The 16,905-nt window shown below is 65.1% G+C and carries 13 protein-coding genes; 5 read left to right on the top strand and 8 right to left on the bottom strand.

Translation table 11 applies throughout. From position 1 onward, the window contains the following. Window positions 1-104 precede the first annotated feature (104 nt). The gene (locus IT350_15985; protein MCC6159551.1) at window positions 105-1,526 is read left to right on the top strand and encodes a DUF115 domain-containing protein; all 1,422 of its coding nucleotides are present in this window, start codon (window positions 105-107) and stop codon (window positions 1,524-1,526) included. Between the two features lie 16 nt (window positions 1,527-1,542). On the opposite strand, the gene ychF is transcribed toward IT350_15985, so the two are convergent. Further along, complete coding sequence (ychF, locus tag IT350_15980; GenBank protein ID MCC6159550.1) at window positions 1,543-2,565, bottom strand: redox-regulated ATPase YchF; 1,023 nt, start codon at window positions 2,563-2,565, stop codon at window positions 1,543-1,545. Window positions 2,566-2,682: 117 nt separating this feature from the next. Between ychF and IT350_15975 the strand changes: the two genes are divergently transcribed. The 4 genes from IT350_15975 to IT350_15960 all read left to right on the top strand — a co-directional run bounded on the left by IT350_15975 (window position 2,683) and on the right by IT350_15960 (window position 8,314). Beyond that, complete coding sequence (locus tag IT350_15975; GenBank protein ID MCC6159549.1) at window positions 2,683-3,585, top strand: hypothetical protein; 903 nt, start codon at window positions 2,683-2,685, stop codon at window positions 3,583-3,585. Between the two features lie 52 nt (window positions 3,586-3,637). Beyond that, complete coding sequence (locus IT350_15970; GenBank protein ID MCC6159548.1) at window positions 3,638-5,662, top strand: hypothetical protein; 2,025 nt, start codon at window positions 3,638-3,640, stop codon at window positions 5,660-5,662. Further along, a complete protein-coding gene (locus IT350_15965; protein ID MCC6159547.1) occupies window positions 5,659-6,552 on the top strand; it encodes a carbohydrate kinase in 894 nt (297 codons plus the stop codon). The genes IT350_15970 and IT350_15965 overlap by 4 nt, the downstream gene beginning before the upstream one ends. A gap of 64 nt (window positions 6,553-6,616) precedes the next feature. Further along, entirely contained in the window at window positions 6,617-8,314 is a 1,698-nt protein-coding gene (locus tag IT350_15960) for a UbiA family prenyltransferase (GenBank protein MCC6159546.1), read from the top strand. Here IT350_15960 and IT350_15955 read toward each other — a convergent pair. From IT350_15955 to IT350_15925, 7 genes are all read right to left on the bottom strand, one after another. Further along, window positions 8,311-9,537: a radical SAM protein gene (locus IT350_15955; protein MCC6159545.1), complete on the bottom strand. Its 1,227-nt coding sequence runs from the start codon at window positions 9,535-9,537 to the stop codon at window positions 8,311-8,313. The genes IT350_15960 and IT350_15955 overlap by 4 nt on opposite strands. A gap of 296 nt (window positions 9,538-9,833) precedes the next feature. Further along, complete coding sequence (locus tag IT350_15950; protein ID MCC6159544.1) at window positions 9,834-10,622, bottom strand: DUF1573 domain-containing protein; 789 nt, start codon at window positions 10,620-10,622, stop codon at window positions 9,834-9,836. Window positions 10,623-10,672: 50 nt separating this feature from the next. Beyond that, window positions 10,673-11,131, bottom strand: coding sequence for a dUTP diphosphatase (dut, locus tag IT350_15945; protein MCC6159543.1), 459 nt, complete (start codon window positions 11,129-11,131; stop codon window positions 10,673-10,675). Beyond that, window positions 11,128-13,242: a polyribonucleotide nucleotidyltransferase gene (gene pnp, locus IT350_15940; GenBank protein ID MCC6159542.1), complete on the bottom strand. Its 2,115-nt coding sequence runs from the start codon at window positions 13,240-13,242 to the stop codon at window positions 11,128-11,130. Before pnp ends, dut begins: the two co-directional genes overlap by 4 nt. A 90-nt stretch (window positions 13,243-13,332) precedes the next feature. Continuing rightward, window positions 13,333-13,602 (bottom strand): 30S ribosomal protein S15, encoded by a 270-nt coding sequence (gene rpsO, locus IT350_15935; protein MCC6159541.1) that lies wholly within the window; start codon window positions 13,600-13,602, stop codon window positions 13,333-13,335. A gap of 160 nt (window positions 13,603-13,762) precedes the next feature. After that, on the bottom strand, window positions 13,763-16,213 hold the full coding sequence (locus IT350_15930) for a sodium-translocating pyrophosphatase (protein ID MCC6159540.1): 2,451 nt from the start codon (window positions 16,211-16,213) through the stop codon (window positions 13,763-13,765). Between the two features lie 238 nt (window positions 16,214-16,451). Beyond that, window positions 16,452-16,905, bottom strand: a 454-nt coding sequence (locus IT350_15925; protein ID MCC6159539.1) for a malate dehydrogenase, incomplete at its 5' end; no start/stop codon positions are given.

The following is a 16,905-nucleotide window of genomic DNA, read 5'->3' as shown; positions in this document are numbered from 1 at the left end:
GAAATCCGAACGCCCCGAACAGGGGGGCGATGGAGAATGTCGCCCGCACCCCGGCAACCGGGCGCGGCCGATACCGAACGCCGCATTTCTGCTATGTTGCCCGCATGCCCAGCCGCGCACCGGCAATCCTGCGACGACGTTGGCCCGCTCTGGCCGATGTCGTGGACTCGACGCCGCCCGCGGCGTGGATACGGATTTCCGGCGGGCGAACAATCCGGCTGATCGACGACGCCGGGCGCGCCGTGACCCTGTTCAGCCCGCGCGATCCCCAGCGCGAGGCGTGGGATGTCATTCGCTCGCGCCTCGGCGAACGCCCCGCCTCGCCGGTCGTGCTGTTCGGCGTCGGCGCGGGGCATCGACTCGTCGCGCTGCTGGCCGAGTTCGACGCCCGGCGCGTCGTGGGCGTCGTCGTGAACGCGTCCGTTTTTCGGGCCGCGCTCGACGAGGGAATGTTCGACGCGGTTCTGGACGACCCACGGGTCGAGTTCGTGCGAGGCGACGCCTGCGGGCTTGCGGCGCTGGACGAGGTTTTTGCCGCCGGGAACGGAAGCATCCTGACCGACGACGCCGAGCTGCGCTTCTGCGATGCGGACGCGCTCCCGACGCGTCGCCTCGCCGATCACCTCGCAACGTACGGTCGCGTCGGGGCGGAGTCCCGCGCGAAGATCCGTGCGAATTTCCGCGCGAACGTCGCGCTCCTCGCCACCGACACACCCGTCCGCCTGCTAGCCGGCGCCTGGAAAAACGAGCCCGCGATCATCGTCGGCGCGGGCCCGTCGCTGTCGGTCGGTGTGGAAGAGCTGCGCGCAATTCGTGATCGCGTCCGAATCATCGCGGTCGATGCGGCGGTCGAGGTGCTGGAGGTGGCGGGGATCCGCGCCGATCTCGCGGTCTCGGTGGACCCCTACGACGCGAACGCCCGCCAGTGCGACGGCTTCACCGCCGCGCCGCCGCTCGTCTATCTGCCCTCGGTGCATCCCGACGTGCCCGCACACTGGCCCGCGCCGCGCGTGGCCGCCCTGCCCGATCTCGACCCCGTCGCGCAGGCGCTCGACGATCTGTGGCGAATCGGCCGCGTGGCTTCGGGGGGAATCGTCGGAACCACGGCGACCGCGCTCGCCGATGTTCTCGGCGCGTCGCAGCTCGTGCTGCTCGGAATGGATCTCGCCTTTTCCGGCGGGCGAACGCACGCGGACGGCGCGTTTCATGCCGCATCAGCGCCCGAACGCACGTACCTCGATCCCGTGCCGTCTATCGGCGGCGACACCGTGTGGACCAACGCGTCGTTTCGCCGGGCGATTTCATGGTTCGAACTTTTTGCGGCGGCGAAACCACTCGGGACTTGCCTCGACGCGGGTCGCGGCGGCGCGGTCAAACGTGGGTGGGTGGCGACGGATCTGGATGCGGTCGCGGCGAGATCCGCACCTATGGCCCCGTGGGCCGTTCCCAACGCCCCGCTTCGCCTTGATTCGAATGAGGCCGTGCGCCTGTTCGACGTCGCCGCCAAGGCATTCGACGAAGCGTGACGGCTTCGGCTCGGATTTAGACGTTGAAACGGAAGTTTATGATGTCGCCGTCGGCGACCACGTAAGTCTTGCCTTCGAGACGCAGCACGCCGTCGTCCCGGCAGGCCTTGAGCGTTTTGCGCGCCATGAATTCGCCGTAGGCCACAACCTCGGCGCGGATGAAACCCCGTTCGATGTCCGAGTGGATCACGCCCGCCGCGGCACGCGCCTCGGTGCCGCGCGTGATCGGCCAGGCGCGGCACTCGTCATCGCCGACAGTGAAGAAACTGATGAGGTCGAGCTGCGCGAACGCCTCGCGCGACAGCTTCGGCGCGGCGGGCCCGTCGAGCCCCATCTCGCGCGCGAAGGTGTCCTGCTCCAGGGTCGGCAGCAGGCTCACCTCGCGGGCGACGGGCAGCGAAATCGCCGCGACGTGACGACCGCGCAGCCGCACGCCGAACACCGCGGAGTCGATTTCGCCAACCCCTTCCGCCGTGTTGACGATGACAAGCTGCGGCGTGACGGTGATGAGGTTGAATCCCGCCAGCGCGGTTTTTTCCGCGTCGGAAAGACCGAGGGTCCACAGCGGCTTTTCGGATTCGAGTTCCGTCTTCAGCCGTTCGAGCAGATCCTTCAGGTTTCCATCGATCGGGGCTTTTTTCGAGCGTTCCAGGATGCGGTCGATCGCCAGCAGATCGGCGAACATCATTTCGCCGTCGAGCTGATTCAGATCGCGCGCCGGATTCGGTTCCTCGGTCATGAGCGGCGTGCGTGCGGCGGCCACCACGTGCAGAAAGAGCCGCGAACCGCGAATCGCGTTGATGTACTGCTCCATCGCGCTCTTGCGGGCCGACTCGCCGGTGCCCGGCCACGCGGCCTCGCGCACCCGAATCTCGCCGTACACCGTGCGCTTCGGATTGAAGATCTTCGTCAGCGCATCGACCCGATCGTCGCGCACACGCACCGTGGCGATTCCCGAGCCGGGGGTTTCGGCTCCCGCGAGCGCTTCGAGCAGCGTGGTCTTACCGCACTGCCGCAAACCGATGATGGTCGCGTCCATGTTTTCATCCGTGGTGAGAGGTCGTGCGTCGGTTGACACGTCCCCAAGGGGGCCCATAACGTAGGGTCAAATACGCGACGGCGCAACACCTTTTTGCCTTGCCCGGGGAGTCCTCGAATGTCCCGTATTGTGCGCTCGATCCAGCTCGCCGGCCTGATTGCCGTGATCGCCTGCGCCGCGTGCGCGAAGACCGTCGCCTACGACCCATCCGCACCGGCGACGTTCTATTATGAACAGACCCGGGCCGTCGGCCTGTCGATCTTTCAGTTCAATCTCAACCTGCGCGAGGTGCTGAAGTACCGGCAGGAGATCGTATCCGTCGGCGAGAACGAGGTCGAAATGCGGTTCACGCCGCTCGACTACCGCGTCACCGCCACCAACCGCGAAGGCGTGCAAAACATCTTCGGCACCGCGCTGTTGCAACAGTCCGATGAAGGCCCGGAGGTCAAGATTCTGCGCGCCTTCGGCCAGCACCCCATCGACGTGCGTTCGTCGCGCGGCGGACGAGTGTTGAAGCTGCGCGCCGACCCGGCCGCGTTTCCCGCCGGTCCCGGACGCGACGCGGTCATCGCCCGCACCGAGCAGCAGCTCCAGCAGGCTCTCGTCGAGCCGCACCTCATGCTCACGCAGGCCGTCATGCCGATCGAGAAGATCCAGGTCGGCGAATCGTACAAGCCCGCTGGCTACATGATGGATCTGGAGAACGACGAGTTCGGCCCCTTAATGAAGGTCGAGTCGATGAGCGATGCTGGGATCGCCACACTGCGGATCGACTCGAGCATCGTCGCGAAGCTGCTGAACAAGGCGAAATCGACGCTGAATCTGCCGAGGGATCTGGACCAGCGGCTCGATTTTCACGGGGACGGCGCGGGGACGTTTCTTTACGACACGAAACGTCACTGCATGAAGGAAGGCTCGGTCAATGTCACCGCCGAGGCTCGCCCGGCCGCACCGAACGTGGCGGTAAATGCGGTGACGGTGCGGATGTCCTTCTCGCTGCGAGAAATTCCAAAACCCTGACAGGGCCGCGGCGGCGAACCCGCCCTTAACCCGACCCGGGTTCACGTCATCCATGCCGGATCTTGCGCACCACTTCACGCCCTCTCCCGCCGCGCCGCTCGCCGTCGTCGGGATCGAGTGCGCGCCGGAGCGCGTCGGCACGGGCATCGTCCGGTCCTGCGAATCGTTCGGCGATGGCGCGCTGCGCGTCGTGGTCGCGTCTCGCGAACGCCGGGGTTCCTCCGCCCGTCACCTCGAATTCGGTTGGCGCTGGAACGCCGCGATCACCCGAATGGCGACGCCGTATTTCCTTCCCCGGCCCGGCGACGTCATCGCCGACCACGTCTTTCGCCACGGGGCGGTGCTCGTCGAAACCGAACGGGGCTGCGCGATGTTCGCCCCGATTCTCCCATGCGCGCCGCCCGAAATCGCGAGCTATGTCGATCTGGATCGTGACGGGCGCGGTCTGACGATCCGGCATGGCGTCGGAGATGTGTCGACGCGCGGCCATGTGTTCTTTGCGCGCGCGACGTCGGCCCGCCTTCCCGCCGGCGACATCTCCTGGACACATCTCGTCGCCGCGTGGCCGGATTGTTCGCTCGAAGACGCCTACGAACGCGCGGCGACGTTGATCTGGGCGACGCGCACGTCGATCGATGTCCCCTTGGAGACGGACGCCGCGTACGACCGCTTCGCGCATGCGGCCATGGACCGGATTTTCCGCGACGATCTCTACCGCGAGTGGGATCGCGGCCCGGCCCGCGTCGCGGGCATGACGACGCAGACGCTGACGGCAAAGCGGTCGCCGCGCGTGATGACACGCGTCGAGTTCGACCGGTTTCTGAGACATCAGAAAAGATTGCTCGGCGTCATGGCCGCCGTGCAGAAGCACATGTTCACGCGACCGAACGGCTACCGGCTTCTCACATCGCTCCTGCATTCGGGCCGCATGGCCGTCGCGCCGATCGCGACCTTCGGTGTGTGGTTCAATCAGGTCCGCACGGCGCTCGGCGCGGCGCTTTGCGCCCGGTCAGTCGGCGACGCCGAAACCGAGCGGCGCGCCGGGGCCATGGTCGAACTCGCACTCTTGGCGCCGCTCGAGGACGGCGCGTCGCCCTCGGTCGCGCTGCTCGGCGAGCCGCCGCGCTGGCTGCGCGGCACACGAGCCTTTGAGATGATTGCCGACGCGTACCACCTGCCCGACATGGCCGTCACCGGCTTTCATCTGCTCGAATGGCACGAGCACGTTTGCGCCGACGCACGCATCGCCAGGCGTTGCCGCGAGATCGCCGAGTTCCTGGTTCGCGTGCGCGAGGGCGCGACGTTTCCGTCGTGGGTGCGCCGAACCGCGACGGGTTGGATCGCCGATCCGTTTCTGCGCGCATCGGCCGCGTCCGCCGCGCCTGCCCTATTCCTCGCCCGATTCGCGAAATTCGACGCCGATCCGCGCTGGCGCGACGCGGCGATCGATGCGCTTCGGCATATCGAGCGCGAGATCCTACCGACCGACGACTGGAACGACTTCGAGCTCGCCCTGTCGTGCGCGGGGCGTCCCGCCGGGGTCGATCCGCGTACCGGCACGCGCGCCGCGAACACGATGTCGATCTATTGGGCGGCCCGCGCCGCATTGGATCTCGCCGACGCATGGCCGGAGGGCCTTCGCCTTGCGCGAACCCTCGCGGCGCGCCTGTGCCTGTTTCAGCAGCCGCACAACATCCCACGACTGCGTTACGAGGCATTCGGCGGATTCGCGTGCATGAACACCGATGCCGAACTCTCCGACGCCCGTCAGGGGCTCTTCGTCCCGCTGCTCGCGGATTTGTTCCGAGCGACCGGAGACGACGAGTTTCGCGCGCGCGCCCTCGCGGCGCTGCGCGCGTGTTATTCGCTCATGCTGATCGAGGACAACGCCCGCATCGCTCCCGGCAACATAGCGCGATTTCGCGCTTCGGACCGCGGCGCGATCGTCGAAAACTACGGGCACACAGGCCGCGATGAGCCGACCGCCGGTTACCTCTCGCCCGATTGGGGCTGCGGCACGTCGCTCTACGCCCTCGGCATGCTTCGCGCGACGCGCGCGCTGGAAGTCCGATCATGACGCGTCCCGTCGTCTTCGGCGAGCTTCTTTACGACGTATTCCCAGACGGCCACGCGGTGCTCGGCGGCGCGCCGTTCAACGTCGCCCGCCACCTGCGCGGATTCGGCCTCGATCCGCTCATGATTTCGCGCGTGGGAGACGACGAGCGCGGCCGTGCGGCGCTCGCCGCCATGCGTTCTTGGGGAATGGACACGGCGGGCGTGCAGATCGATCCGGTGCATCCCACCGGCGAGGTGCGGGTGCGTCTCGATCACGGTCAGCCGACGTTCGAGATCGTGCCCGACCGCGCGTGGGATCACATCGATGCGGTCCTGGTCCGATCGGCGGTGATCGGGTCTCCCGGGCTCGTCTATCACGGCTCGCTCGCGCTGCGTTCGGAGTCCTCTCGCGACGCGTTTGCCGCGCTGACGGAAGATCACACCGTGAATCGTTTTCTCGACGTGAATCTGCGCTCGCCGTGGTGGAAACGCGACGCGGTGATCGCCCTCGCGCGGGATGCCCGTTGGGTCAAGCTCAACGAGGACGAAGCGACGATCCTGTGGGGCGACTCGGGGACCGAGACCGCCGCGCGGCAGCGCAGCGAATGGGGCTGCGAAGCGATCATCATGACGCGCGGCGAACGCGGCGCGGATGTCGTGACGAGCGACACGGTTCATCACGTTGAAGCGACCGCCCCCCGCGCTTGGGTGGACGCCGTGGGCGCGGGTGACGCGTTCGCCGCCGTGGTGATCGCGGGAATGATGAGGCGTCTGAATTGGCCAGGCGCCCTGCACCTCGCATCCCGCTTCGCGGCCGAGGTGTGCGCCGTCAGCGGCGCGCTGGGGCTCGCGTCGTCGGTCTATGACGACTTTGCGCGGATGCTGACCGCGCCGGGTGACGAATCCCCGTGACGAAGACCGTTGCGGCGTGGTAATCCGCTGTCGGCGATTCGCATTATTCAAACCCGGAAAGATCGTGCTCCGAAACCTCTACCACGTCTCGCGCTTCCACATCGTGCTGATCGCGGCCGGCGGGTCGCTGGTCTTCGGCAAGATGCTCACGGGCGCGTTCCATCCCGCCTTCGCGCTCGTCGTCGCCATCGACTGGTTCCTCGTCAACATCGTCAACCGCGTCGTCGATCAAACCGAGGATGTCGCCAACCGGGTGACGGGCGCGGATTTCGCCCGGCAAAACGCCCGGACCATCCTCTTGGCCGCGATCGCGCTCTACGTCGCGGGATTCGCGGTTCACCTCTTCTGGATGCCGGCTCTGATCTGGCCGCGGCTCGCCTATCACCTGCTCGGTCTCGTTTACAATTTCCCGATCCTTCGCCGACGCGGACGTCGCTTCCGCCTGAAGGAAGTCTACTTCTTCAAGAACACCGCCTCGTGCGTCGGCTTTCTGCTGACGCTGTTTGCCTACCCGCTCTCTTCGCTCGCGCTTCGCGACGGCGTCGGCGTCGCCTACATCGGTCTGATAGCCGGATTCCTCGCCGCGCTCGAAGTCGGCTTCGAGATCATCTACGACCTTCGTGATCTGGACGGCGACCGCCGCGCTGGGATCGCCACCTATCCCGTCGTCCACGGCGAGACCGTCGCCTCGCGCATCGTGATCGTCCTCAACCTCGTGTCCGCGGCTTGCATCCTCGTCGGGGCGTGCACGCGGCTCTTCGATCTGCAGGAGTTCGTGCTCATCGCAGCCCCGGCGTTGCAGCTCGCCCTCTTCGTGCGGGGGCGGCGGCGGGGTTTCACGCAGGCCGACGTCGTCGCCATCACGTGGACCTTCGCCGCGATGAATTTCATCTGGGTGTTCTGGGTGATCGTCGGGCTGCCCGTGCGCTGGCCCTTCGCGTGGTCCGTTCCGCTCGCCGTGGAGTGTGCGCTCGTCGCGATCGGTCTCGTTTCGTGGCGCTGGATGCGGTCCGTGATCGGCGACCGCGAATACGCGCGCACCTATGCGCTCGTGGCGATTTCCGCCTGGGCCGCCGAACACAGCGCCATCGCCGTCTACCGGTTCTATCGGTACAGCCCCGACTGGCACGCGTTCATTGGGTATGTGCCGATTGCGATCGTGCTGATCTGGCCGCTCGTCATCATTCACGCGCGCGAGTTCGTTCGCCGCCTCGGGCTTCGCGGCGCGCGCGGCGTGGTCGCGGGCGCGGCGCTGGTCGGCGTCGAGGCGTCTCTCATCGAGACCGTCTGCACCAACGCGGGGCTCTGGTTCTGGGAAGGCCGCGGCATCTTCGGCGTTCCCGTGATCGGCATGCTCGGGTGGGCATTTTTCGCGCTGGGCGCACTGGCCGCGCTGGAATTCCTCTCCGGTCGGCGCGTCTTCGCGATGCCGCTCGTCGCGCTCATCTCCACGCACCTGCTCTTACAGATCACGTGGCGCGCGGGGCTCAAGGGAATCTCGTGGACGCCGATTCCCGATCCGATCGTCCTCGTCGGCGCAGCGGTCATCGCGACGGGTTTCGCCATCGTCGCGTGGCGATCGCGCCGACATTTTGGGATCAGTCTGGTGGAGGTGTTTCCGAGATTTCTCGCGGCGCTGACGATGTACGCGATCCTGCTTTCGTTCGCCGCGCCCGCGGCGTTGGTCGCGTTCGCGCTGCTGTATTCGCCGCCGTACTTCGCCCTGCTGACGTGGGAATGGACGATGCCGCCGGGGGACTAATCCGCCGCGACCGCCCGGTGCAGGCCGGAATGCGCGTAGTGACGGCGGACGAGCGGGCAACCCGGATCCGGGCTGTAAACATCGCCGAAGACGAATTTCGAGACCGCGTGGCAGCCGCCCCGGCACACGGAGAGGTAGTCGCAGCTTCGACACGGCTCGGGAGCGGCGTCCATCCAGTGGCGATACGAAAAGAACGTGTCCTCCGATCCCCACCAGTCGTGCATGTCATCGATGGAGCGGCCCTCGGACGACGAGAACGGGCACGCGGACACCAAGCCGTCGGCCGTGACCCCGCACAGCGTGTTGCCGCCCAGGCATCCGGTCACGCCGTACCGTTCCATCAACTTCGGGTCGGGTCCGTGCGCGTAGAGATACGGGGTAAACGAGCAGTCGAGCGCGAGCGGCGTCTGGTGATCCTGCGCCAGGCGCATCACGCGCGGGAAGAAGTCCCATGCCTGTTCATCGGTGAGATCGTGGCGCAGGTAATCGAGCAGATCGCGTCCCGCCCTTCCCGCCGGTTTGTACCGGAGAAGTTCGAGCTGCTGCACGCCGATTTCGCGGCCGAGGTGGAACACCTCGTCGATGTGATCGAAGTTGTCCCGCGAGACAACGCAGTGAATCCCGACGGGGATGTCCTCGTCGCGAAGCAAACGCAATGCGGAGACCGCCCGGTCGTAACCGCTCACGCCACGGTGCGTGCCGTATCGGTCGCCCACGCCGTCGAGGCTGACGTTGACGCGGTCGAAGATGTTGAATTCGACGACGTTGTCTTCGGTCACGAAGAATCCGTTGGTCGTCAAACTGGGATTGACGCCCATCCCCCGGGCCAGATGCGCGATTTCGAAGAGCCACGGCAACTCGGTGCTCTCGCCGCCGCCGAGTGTGACATGGAACACGCGCATGCGGGCGAGTTCGCCGAGCACGGCGATCATGCCGTCGCGCCCGAGCTCGCGGCCCGGTCCGTCGCCCGGTCGACTGTCCGCGTGACAGTGGCGGCAACCCGCGCCGCAGCGGTTGGTCAACGAGAGCTGCACCTCGGTCGGCGCGGACAACAGCGACTCGGTCGAGACGCGATCGGTCCAGAGTGGACTTTCCGCGTAACCGAGGCGCCGCATGAACTCGCGGTCAACATAGAGCAACGCCTGCGGATGCTCGAGCTGGATGATTCCGCCGAACGCTTCGTAGCGGTACGAGAACGGTTTTTCCTTTACCGGGGAACCCATTCGACTTCGCCAATCATTTCAGCACGCACTGTGTGCGACTGTGAGCAATTGCATCTTCCCGAGCCATAACCGGCTCTTCTCTCAACGGGTGCGATTATAAATCCGAACCGGGGCCGGTTGTATGTGCAAGAGGTTACAGGACGCCGGAAATATTCGCGCGTTTCGTTTCGCGCCACGCCGAATCGGGCTGCGAACGCTTTCGCGATTGGGGATCGCTCACGCTCATTTTGGCCGTCCGAACCGTCGTTTCCACCAGCCGCCCGACCGCCTGGCGCCCTTCGTCCGCACGACGGGCGTTACTGCGGCGCGACTTCGCGGGGCGGAGGCGTCGGCGCGGTCACCGGGGCGGGGACCTCTTCGCTGCCCAGCGGCTGCGCATCCTGCATGACGAGCACCGCGTAGGATTTGATAACCCCGGTGTCGGTCTCCACGTAGACCCGTCCGCGAATCGGTTCGTTTCGCTTCGGCGATTTCGCCGTGATGACGAGCTTCACCGATCCGTTCGGCCCAATCGTCGCGGGCAGTTCCATGGCCTCGATTCGCGCCTCGAGGATGCCGTCACCCGTCGACTTGACCGCCGTGATGCGCTTCGGTTCGGCGCGGGCGTTTCGGATTTCGCTGGAAACCGTGTAGGTCTTGTCGTTTCGCTCGGCGTATTCCAGCCGGTGCAACTCGGGCGAAATCACAAGTTCGGGCATGACGGTGCCTTCAAGACGGATCAGTGCCGGCGGCGTTCGCGGATCATCGGTCATGACCGTGATGTATTGCCGCGCGGAGCCGGGATTGCTGGCCGTATCGAAGGTGAGTTCGAGCCGCGTCTCTTCGCCGGGCTGGAGATACGTCTGCTCGACGCTCGCGTTGGTGCACGGGCACGAAACCTGGATCGGTCCGAGCAGCAGCGTCGTCTGACCCGTGTTGCGGATCGTGGACGAACCGTGAACCGTCACGCCCTGATTAACCGTTTCGTAGCGGATGACGTCGGGATCCGCGACGATCTGGCCCGGCGGGGGCGGAGGGGCGTCGTCCCCTTTTCCGCACGCCGCGACGGCAAGTACAAGACACAAAAGCAGGATCGGAATACGCATGACGGCATCATGCATGGGAGCGGGCGACGCGGTCAATGCGCGACCGTCTTCTAACGATGCCCGGTGTGGCCGAACCCGCCCTCTCCGCGATCCGAGACGGGTAATTCCTCGACCGATTCCAGTTCGGCGCGCGCGACGGCGGCCACCACGAGTTGCGCGATGCGATCGCCGCGACGGATTTCGAAGGCGTCCGCGCCGAGATTCGCGAGGATCACGCGCACCTCTCCGCGATAATCGGAGTCGATCGTTCCCGGCGTGTTGAGGCAGGTGACGCCGTTTTTCAGCGCAAGCCCGCTGCGTGGCCGGACCTGCACCTCGAAACCTTCGGGAACCGCGATCGTCAGGCCCGTCGGCACGGCGGCGCGCTCACCCGGCGCGAGCACGAACACCCCATCGACGCACGCGCGCACGTCCATGCCCGCCGAGCCGTGCGTCATGTAAGACGGGAGCGGAATGTCCTCCGCTCCCGGCAATCGTTTCACGAGGATCCGAACGGGGTCGCCGCTCACTCGAGCACGTCCTCAGGTTTGACGTCCATGGCTTCCTTGCGCGAAAGCCGGATGCGGCCCTGGCGGTCGATCTCGAGCACCTTGACGAGGATCTCGTCGCCTTCCTTCACCACGTCACGCACCGAGCGGATACGCTCTTCGGCCATGTGCGAGATGTGCACGAGACCGTCCTGGCCGGGCATGATCTCGACAAACGCGCCGAAGTCGGTGATCCGCACGACGCGCCCCATGTAGTATTTGCCGACCTCGGCCTCGGACGTGTACGCACGCACGAGCCCGATCGCTTCGCGCGCGGCGTCCTGATTCGGGCTGGAGACCAGCACGCGGCCGTCGTCCTCGACGTCGATCTTGACGCCGGTCTTCTCGATGATCGCGCGGATCGTCTTGCCGCCCGGGCCGATGAGATCCTTGATGCGCTCGATGGGGATCTGAACCGTGGTGATGCGCGGCGCGTATTTGGAAAGGTCCGCCGCGGGCTGCGACATGGTCTGGTTCATGATCCCGAGGATGTGCAACCGACCGGTCCGCGCCTGCTCCATGGCCTGACGCAGGATGTCCTCATCGATGCCCGAGATCTTGATGTCCATCTGCACGGCGGAGACGCCCTCGGCGCTGCCGACGACCTTGAAGTCCATATCGCCGAGGTGATCCTCGTCGCCGAGGATGTCGGAAAGCACCGCGTAGGATTCGCCTTCCTTGACGAGGCCCATCGCGATGCCCGCGACCGGCTTGGTCACCGGCACGCCGGCGTGCATGAGCGCGAGCGACGAGCCGCACACCGTCGCCATCGACGACGAGCCGTTCGACTCGAGGATGTCGGAGACGATGCGAATCGTGTACGGAAAGTCCTCGTTCGTGGGCAGGATGTTTTCGAGCCCGCGCCGTGCGAGCGCGCCGTGGCCGATTTCGCGTCGGCCCGGTGAACGCAGGGGCCGGACCTCGCCCACCGAAAACGGAGGGAAGTTGTAGTGGAGCATGAAGCGCCGCCACTCTTCGAGATACAAGCCCTCGATCTTCTGCTCGTCGGAACGCGTGCCGAGCGTCACGGCCACCAGGGCCTGCGTTTCGCCGCGGGTGAAGAGCGCGCTGCCGTGCGGGCGCGGCAGGAATCCGACCTCGCAGTTGATGTCGCGGATTTCCTTGTAGTCGCGGCCGTCGACCCGGCGCTTTTCTTCCAAAATCTGCCGACGCATTTCGCGATATTTCAGGTCTTCCCACACCGCCGACACGGTCTTGGGATTGGGGGCCGTCTCGGGCGTCTTCCCTTCGGCGATCTTTGCCTGAAGGTCTTTCTTGACCTGGGCGAGTTTGTCGTAACGCTCCGCCTTCACCTTGGTGTTCAGCGCGTCGCGCAGGGCCGGCAGCGCGATCGACTCGACCGCGGCCACGAGACCGGCGTCGAGCGCCGGGGGCGTATGCTCCATCTTGGGAACGCCCGCCGCATCGCGCAGGCTCTTTTGCAGGGCGATCAACGGCTGCATCGCCTTATGACCGAAGATGATGGCGTCGACGATCTCTTTTTCGGGCAGGAAATTCGATCCGCCCTCGACCATCACGACCGCGTCCTCGGTGCCGACGACAATCATCTCCAGATCGCCGGCGTCGATCTGTTCGTGCGTGGGGTTGCAAATGAACTGACCGTTGACGCGACCGACGCGCACGCCGGCCAGCGGGCCGCCGAACGGAATCTTGGACAGGTTCACCGCCGCCGAGGCCGCCGTGATCGCGAGCACGTCCGCCGGATGCACCTCGTCCTTGGAGATGACCGACACCACGACCTGAAGTTCGTGATGAAAGCCCTCGGGGAACAGCGGGCGCAGTGGACGATCGACCATGCGACTCACGAGCACTTCACGCTCGGTCGGACGACCCTCGCGCTTGAAGAATCCCCCCGGGATCTTGCCGGCGGCCCAGGTCTTCTCCAGGTAGTCGCAGGTGAGCGGAAGAAAATCCACGCCTTCGCGAGGGGACGGAGAGACGGCGGCGGTCGCCAGGACGATCGTATCGCCGCAGGTCAGCAGAATGGAGCCGTGCGCCTGGCGGGCGACGCGGCCGGTTTCGATGGATATGGTCGAACCGTGAAAATCTTCTTCGAGTTTGAAAACGGACATGGACTTCTCCTTCGCGCCGAAACGCGGACGGCGACCCGCACCGCCGGCAACAGGCCGGGGCGTGGGCCGCGTTCGCGAGCGGGCGTGTGTTTACTTGCGGATCCCGAGTTCGCCGATGACCTTCTTGTAGCGGCCGACGTCCTTCTTCTTCAGGTAGTTCAGAAGGGAACGCCGCTGGCTGACGATTTTCAGAAGGCCGCGCCGGGAGTGATGGTCTTTCTTGTGGGTCTTGAAATGCTCGGTCAGGTGGGTGATGCGTGCCGACAGCAGCGCGATCTGCACCTCGGGGGAGCCCGTGTCCGCTTCGTGCGAGCGGAATTTCGTCACGATCTCCTGCTTCTCGATGGTGGTGATGGACATCTCTCGAAACTCCTCATCGATGTCTTCGTCTTGAATTCCGGCGGGTAATTAGCACAGGCGGCGTCGCGGTGTAAAGCAAGTCGGAAGCTCGGGCTCCGTATCCAAAGAAACCGGCGCCGCGAGGGCGCCGGTTTCGAGGAAAGTCGGAGTTTGGATTCGATCAGGCCGCGTCGCGACCCGTCTCGATGCGCATCCGGTAGAAGGAGCGCCACACGAACACGACCGACACCGCGTAGAAGATCGCGGAGAGGATGTGACTGACCGTGGGGTCGAGCGTGATGGCCAACTCGACCGCCAGCAGGCCGAACAGCGTGGTGAACTTGATGATCGGGTTCATGGCCACCGACGAGGTGTCCTTGAACGGATCGCCGACCGTGTCGCCCACGACCGTGGCCGCGTGCAGCTCGGTCCCCTTCATGTTGAGCTCGGTCTCGACCAGTTTCTTGGCGTTGTCCCAGGCGCCGCCGGCGTTGGCCATGAAGATCGCCTGGTACAGGCCGAAGATCGCGATCGAGATCAGGTAGCCGATGAAGTAGTAGTGGTTCAGGCAGGCGAACGCGAGGGTGCTGAAGAACACCGCGAGGAAGATGTTGAACATGCCCCGCTGCGCGTATTTCGTGCAGATCTGAACGACCTTTTTGCTGTCCTCGACCGACGCCCTCTCTCCACCGCCTTCGAGTTTGATGTTGCGCTTGATGAACTCGACCGCGCGATACGCGCCGGTCGAAACCGCCTGGATCGACGCGCCCGAGAACCAGTAGATGATCGCGCCGCCCGTGACGAGTCCGAGCAGGAACATCGGATTGAGGATCGAAAGACCCTCCGCGACGGACGCTTCTCCGAACTTCTCGCTGAGAAGCTGGATGATGGAGAAGATCAGCGTGGTCGAGCCGACGACTGCGGTGCCGATGAGCACCGGCTTCGCCGTCGCCTTGAAGGTGTTTCCCGCGCCGTCGTTCTCCTCCAGGTACATCTTGGCTTCTTCGAAATTCGGCTTGAACCCGAAGTCGCGCTCGATTTCCTGGGAGACGTTCGGGATCGTCTCGATGGTGGACAATTCGTAGACGGACTGCGCGTTGTCGGTCACGGGACCGTAGCTGTCGACGGCGATGGTGACCGGGCCCATGCCCAGGAAACCGAACGCCACGAGGCCGAACGCGAAGATCGCCGGGGCGTGCATGATCTCGCCGAGACCGAGCAGGCTGACGGCGTAGGCGATGGCCATGAGGATGATGATCGCCGTGCCCATCCAGTAGGCGCTGAAGTTACCGGCCACGAGACCCGACAGGATGTTGAGCGACGCACCGCCCTCGCGGGATGCGTCGAGAACCTCGCGCACGTGGCCCGAGTTGACCGAGGTGAAGACTTTGACCAGTTCGGTGATGATCGCGCCGGCCAGCGTTCCGCACGTGATGATCGTGGCGAGCTTCCACCACAGAGTGTAGTCGGCTGCCGGTCCCAGCGACGGAATCAGCAGAACGGACAGGATGTACGTGGCGACGATCGAAATGCCCGAGGTCAGCCACACGAGCGACGTCAGGGGTTTTTCGAAATCGAACTTCGACGCGTTGCCGAACTTGCCCTTGGCGATCGATCCGTTGATGCCGTAGGACCGCGCGCTGGTCACGATCATGCCGATGCGCATGACGAAGATCCACACGAGCAACTGGATCTGCACGGTGGGATCCTTGACGGCCAGCAGAATGAAGGTGATCAAGGCGACGCCGGTGACGCCGTAGGTTTCGGAACCGTCGGCGGTCGGGCCGACCGAGTCGCCCGCGTTGTCGCCGGTGCAGTCCGCGATGACGCCCGGATTACGTACGTCGTCTTCTTTGATCTTGAAGACGATCTTCATCAGGTCGGAGCCGATGTCGGCGATCTTCGTGAAGATGCCGCCCGCGATACGCAGCGCGGCCGCGCCGAGCGACTCGCCGATCGCGAAGCCGATGAAGCACATGCCCGCGTAGTCGCCGGGGACGAACAGCAGGATGAACAGCATCATGACGAGTTCGACGCTGATCAGCAGCATGCCGATGCTCATGCCGGCCTTGAGCGGGATTTCCATGGTGGGAAAGGGCTTGCCGCGAAGGCCCGCGAAGGCCGTGCGCGAGTTGGCGTAGGTGTTGATCCGGATGCCGAACCACGCCACGGAGTAGCTGCCGAGGATGCCGACGATGGAGAACAGGACGATGATGGCGACCTGATTGAAGTCGTAGTGCCGCAAGGGGCCGAAGTAGACGATCATGATCGTCGCGATAAACGCCCACAGGATGGCGATGAACTTGCCCTGCGTGATCAGGTAGGTCTTGCAGGTTTCGTAGATCAGCTCAGAGATTTCGAGCATCGAGCGGTGCACCGGCAGCCGCTTGATCTGGGCCGACTGCACGAGACCGAACAGAATGCCGAGGACGCAGATGACGAGACCGCCGAGCAGCAGGTTGTGCCCGGTCACTCCGAGAAACGTCACCGAGTTCAGATCCGGAATGACCAGATCCGCTTCCCCCGCCCATGCGGCGGGCGCGGACAGCAGCAACACGGTCATCAAGACCGTGGCGGCCCCCAAAGCCCCCAAGAGTTTCCTTCGACTGTCGATTCGCATCGGGTGATTCATGGACTCCTCCAAATCATGCGCAAGTCGCCGCCGGGCGCAAACGCATCGGAGCAAAGAAGAAAAACGGAAGATCGGGCACGAAGCGGAGCCGCGCGACGCGGCGCCCGCGTCCTTTTATCACAAAAACCGCTCCCGACAAGGGGCAATTGGCGAATTTTTCGACAATCGTCAGGACCACACGAAAGCGGGGGACCCGGCAGGCCCCCCGCGATTCGATCTCGGCTGATTATGCGAGGAATTACGAGAGCTTGAGCACTGCGACCAGTTCGCGAACCGCGTCCGCGCTGTGGTCGAGCGCTTTCTTTTCCTCGGCCGTGAGTTCGATCTCGAAGACCTTTTCGAGCCCGCCAGCTCCGAGCAGACACGGCACGCCGATGAACAGGTCGGTGTATCCGTACTCGCCCTTGAGCAGCGCCGCGCAGGGCAGTACCCGCTTCTTATCCTTGAGAATCGCCTCGGCCATCTGCACGGCGCTCGCCGCCGGCGAATAAAACGCGCTGCCGGTCTTGAGCAGAGCCACGACTTCAGCCCCGGCGTTTCGCGTGCGCGTCACGATGGCTTCGAGCCGGTCCTTGGAAATCAGCGCCTCGACGGGGATGCCGCCGACCGACGAGAATCGCGTCAGCGGCACCATGGTGTCGCCATGGCCGCCGAGCACGAACGCCGTCACGTCCTCGACCGAAACGCCGAGT

The sequence above is a fragment of the Deltaproteobacteria bacterium genome, assembly GCA_020845895.1.
GTDB lineage: Bacteria > Lernaellota > Lernaellaia > JACKCT01 > JACKCT01 > JADLEX01.
Note: the sequence above shows the minus strand (reverse complement) of the source record. Positions and strands in the feature narration are given on the sequence as shown.